This window comes from Endozoicomonas atrinae (genome assembly GCF_001647025.1).
GTDB lineage: Bacteria > Pseudomonadota > Gammaproteobacteria > Pseudomonadales > Endozoicomonadaceae > Endozoicomonas > Endozoicomonas atrinae.
The window spans coordinates 1-3,410 of the sequence record NZ_LUKQ02000410.1; the positions used below are offsets into that span (position 1 = coordinate 1).

The 3,410-nt window shown below is 44.1% G+C and carries 1 protein-coding gene; it reads left to right on the forward strand.

Annotation, left to right across the window (positions count from 1 at the left end; genetic code table 11):
* The first annotated feature begins 195 nt into the window (after nt 1-195).
* Nucleotides 196-3,303 carry a coiled-coil domain-containing protein gene (locus AK963_RS27105; RefSeq protein ID WP_066018449.1) on the forward strand — a complete coding sequence of 1,036 codons (3,108 nt, stop codon included), beginning with the start codon at nt 196-198 and terminating at the stop codon, nt 3,301-3,303.
* The last annotated feature ends 107 nt before the right edge of the window (nt 3,304-3,410 follow it).

A 3,410-nucleotide genomic window follows, 5' to 3' on the forward strand; every position in this document is an offset into this window, starting at 1 on the left:
GAAAATCAACATCATTAAAACCTTCGGGTAGCTGTGGTCGACGAGACATCTGTTCTAGATAATGCATGGTAATGATGCCTAAGCATAGTTGGCGGCAGCTTAAGGATTTAGAAAATGCGATTGGTATAATAACTTTCCTCTCTAAAACAGGAGTTCAATTTATCGACTTCGAATAAAAACAGAGAGGGAGTGATCATGGGTACCGAACCTGTTACTAATGCAGGGCTAGCTGCCATCAAGGATGTGAATGATGGTGCTAATGCTATTCATAAAACGACCGAGGCTGCGGTTGATGATTTGGGCTTTAACAAACCCAGTTTGATCAAATGGGGTAAATGGTTTGTTGGTAAGCTGGGCCCGTTTGGTTACGTTGTCACCATTGTACTTAGTCCGGTACTTATTCCTGTCTCCCTTACTTATGATGCCGGCAGAGGTATAAAGCTCCTGCTCCGCAAGATCACCAAGGTTCAAGAACCCGTTCAAAAGCTCCTGCCAATGACTGCAAAGCAGGTTGAGGATGCTAAGAAGCTTGAGCAGCGTCACAAAGATCTTGAGTCTCAGCATGCGAGTGAAATAAAGGGCTTAAAAGATCAAGCTGCTCATCAGGCACAGCAGTTGAATCAAAAATTAAGCAGGGAGCAGAACAGAAATCATGAATTAAATATTCTGCTGGAGCGTGTAGTTAGACGTGGAGACGATCTTGAGACTGATAATGCCAGGAGACGTGCAAGTTACCAGGCTTTAAAAGATACACTGGACAAGCAACTGGCTGAAAAAGAATTCGGTATTCAACAGCTCTCTAAAGAGCTTGAAGCAGCTCGCCAGCAACATGATCACACGAAGGAAGAAAATATCTGGGCCAGACAGGTGCAGGCCGATAGAATTCGATCTCTTGAAAGCAAATTGTCTGCAGAGCAAAAGCAGAAGTGTGAATTAGAAGCCCGTCATCAAACTGAAGTAAGTCGTTTGGAGGGGCTGCATCAATTTGATCTGATGGATTTAGAAGATCAGTATCGACATAATGTGGAAGCGTTGGAGCTTCGTCATCAAGATCACATGCAGGCGCTTAACGATGATAAAGAGGTGACAATTCAAGGGCTTCTCCGGGAAGTCAGAGGTTTGCGTGAGCTGACGGACAAAAAAGATCGTGACCACAATAATGAACTGAACATTCTTACAAATCACATATCGGTTCAAAGGGATCAAATCAGGCGTCATGAAGAGAAAGAACAACAGCTCCGTCGGGAAATCAGCCAGTTTCAGGGTCTGACAACAAGAAAGGATCAAGATAACAACAATAATGCTGTAAATGCTCCCTATGCTCCAATGTCAGACCAGACCGTTCATACCATGCAGTACGAAATGACAGATTGTAATTTGACTGCAGAGCTAGAGCTGCATCGTCTTCTGGTGAAACATCAGGGCTTACCTTCCGACCAGCCAGGGGTAATGAACTATCAATATCTGGTTGAGCAAGCAGACAAGGTTTTACAACAAAAAACATTATTGCTGGGAGAGGAGACTGAACTGCGAACTAAGGCTGAGTTGGATCTTAAAAAGCTGCAGGCTGAACAAAAGAGCCTGAAGGAGCAACACATACACTCCCTTGCTCAATTTGACGAGCAGTGTCGTCAGATTTGTATCGGTATCGAGAGGCAGGCCGAGGAAAGCAGTCAGAGGACCTTGCAGCAAATGGTTGAGTTTCAAAACCAGTTGAGTGTTCATAAGCGTCAAAATGAGGAGCTTCAGCTTCGTATTACCGATCTTGAAGAAGATAATCAAGAGCTTGAAAACCATAAGGAGAGTATGGCGACTCTTCTTGAAGAATCTAAAAAATTATCACACCGTCTTAGCGCAGACTATCAGGATCAGCTTAAGGTAAACCAAAGGCTGCTTGAAGATTTGGATAGCCTTGAAGAACGATTTAGGCAACTGCCTGCTTTAGATGAAGCATGTTTGGACTCAGAAAATGATGATCCTGAAACGGCTGAGCTGGAATTCAATGTTCATCAGCAGCAAGCCTCCTTAAAGGGCCAGAAGAGAACAGCGTTAGAACTGCTTGAAGTTAAGAAGACTGAGATTGCTCAACTTACTCAGCAATACAGTGAACAATACCGACACCTGGAAGTGCAACTTGAAGAAAGCAATAAAAGACTTCAGGTCGTTGGTATGGAAAATTTTGAGCTGAGAGCCGCTAAGAAGGAAGTTGACGAGCTTAAGGAAAGGCTGGCTGAGATGTCATCCAGTGCTAAAAAAGTTTCACGTAACGTGCAGACATCTGAGGTCTCAGTAACCGGCCCCCGGGAACTGGTCGATATGGCTTCTCAGGCTGATGTCGAGTCTCGGGAAGTTACTGACTTGAAAGAGGAGTTAGCGTCCACACAGGCTCAGCTGAAGGAAGTGATTCGCAGCAGCAGTGAGCATCACTCTATTGTCTCGCCAACCAGTCCTGAAAAAGTATCATTGACCTTACAGGCAACACCTGAGGACGTATTAGTCGAACCTCGAGAGCTGGTCCATATGGCTTCCCATGCAGGTGTTGAGCCGAATGAAGAAGTCAACGCTCTGAAACAGGAGTTACAGGCAACGCAAGCTCAGCTAATACAATTCATTCATAGTGCCAGAGAGTTCCAACCTGTCTTTCCTGAGACAATCGAACTTTCCTCGTATGGGAGCAGTTCCAGGGAAGAAGGCTCTTTTGAGGGAGGTATGAGTATGCTGGCTCCAGGAGTTGACCATTCTTTGGTAGGTGGTTCCTACCATCAGGAACTTGGTCACCGTACTTTCAACGACCCTGGTGAAATTCGTTTTAAAGATCTTTGCATTGAAAAAGAGGCTTTAAAGAAACGATTGGAAGGTATGGAGCAACAGATGATTCAGGTTATTACGGACAATGACAATCTTACAGATGAAAAAGATGGACTTTTAGAGAAGATCCACCAAATGCAGTCTGACTTGCAAGATTTTGACTCCCTGAAACGTGGGTTTACCGAGGCCTCTGAGCAGCGAGATGAGGCGTTTATCAATTATGAAGCCCAGAAAGTCGTTATTGAGAATCAGAACCTGAGAATTAAGGAACTGCAGACTGAAGTGACTCGTTTAGAAGATACCTCTGAACTTGAACTAACTGATTTTAAGACAAAGTTGACCGATCTTGACGAGAAAAACAAAGAGTTTGCCCAGAAACAGCAAAAACTGCTGGCAGATCGATCAAGGCTTGAGGATGAAAAGCTTGAACTTCAATCTAATTTAATTAAGGCCATGACCGGCTCCAATACCAGTAATACCAATCGCATTTTCTAAATCCTTAAGCTGCCGCCAACTATGCTTAGGCATCATTACCATGCATTATCTAGAACAGATGTCTCGTCGACCACAGCTACCCGAAGGTTTTAATGATGTTGATTTTC